At 34.5% G+C, this 672-nt stretch carries 2 protein-coding genes; one reads left to right on the top strand and one right to left on the bottom strand.

Going from position 1 to position 672, the window contains the following annotated elements:
• Nucleotides 1-238: hypothetical protein (locus QMN93_RS26060; protein WP_323630747.1), on the top strand; the 238-nt coding region annotated here is incomplete at its 5' end.
• Nucleotides 239-241: 3 nt separating this feature from the next.
• On the opposite strand, the gene QMN93_RS26055 is transcribed toward QMN93_RS26060, so the two are convergent.
• Nucleotides 242-442: a hypothetical protein gene (locus QMN93_RS26055; protein ID WP_032640629.1), complete on the bottom strand. Its 201-nt coding sequence runs from the start codon at nt 440-442 to the stop codon at nt 242-244.
• Nucleotides 443-672 lie beyond the last annotated feature (230 nt).

The following is a 672-nucleotide window of genomic DNA, read 5'->3' as shown; positions in this document are numbered from 1 at the left end:
CTGGCTCATCCGGTTACTCATTCTGGGTTCAGGTTACAACACGATGATCTCACATCTCGGACTTATTCGCACCTTCCTTAGTTTGACTCAACGTGGTGATAGTATTCTTTCTATCGCTATAGAAATCCGTATGGCAAAACTTCATGAATTAATTGAACCGCTAACTGAGGAACAGTTAATGCAATTAATCCACTTAAGTGATGTACTTTACAATGCTTCACGTTCTTTTAATTCATAAAACTTACTTCCCTATAGGATGGTATATACTTCTGTAATAATTAAGTCTTTGTATATAAAAAAACACCTTCTCATCCGGGATATCTTCAGGAATATGTTCTGATACAGAAGACTGTTTCATATATTCTTTAAATGCTTGTGTTGATGCCATAAAGTCAACCGCCTTATCAAGGATAATCGGAAGAGAATCCCCCATTTTTTCCATACATCCTCCATATCTATGCGAAATTATCAATATGAAGTATAGCAAAATATTCCCACGTGTTAATTCTTAAAATAAAAAATGTGAACTAATGCACAATGTTGATTAGCATTTAATAAATCTAGTAAATAATCACCTGCCTTTATATAATCCATATATACCCGTGATCATTGAAGACGCTTGATTTTTCAGCAACAGGAGATCATGCTGTCCCCATGAAAATCTTTATCACT

The organism is Enterobacter sp. R-1.6.2 (assembly GCF_035064085.1).
GTDB lineage: Bacteria > Pseudomonadota > Gammaproteobacteria > Enterobacterales > Enterobacteriaceae > Enterobacter > Enterobacter asburiae_B.
This window is presented reverse-complemented; position numbering and strand designations above follow the sequence as displayed.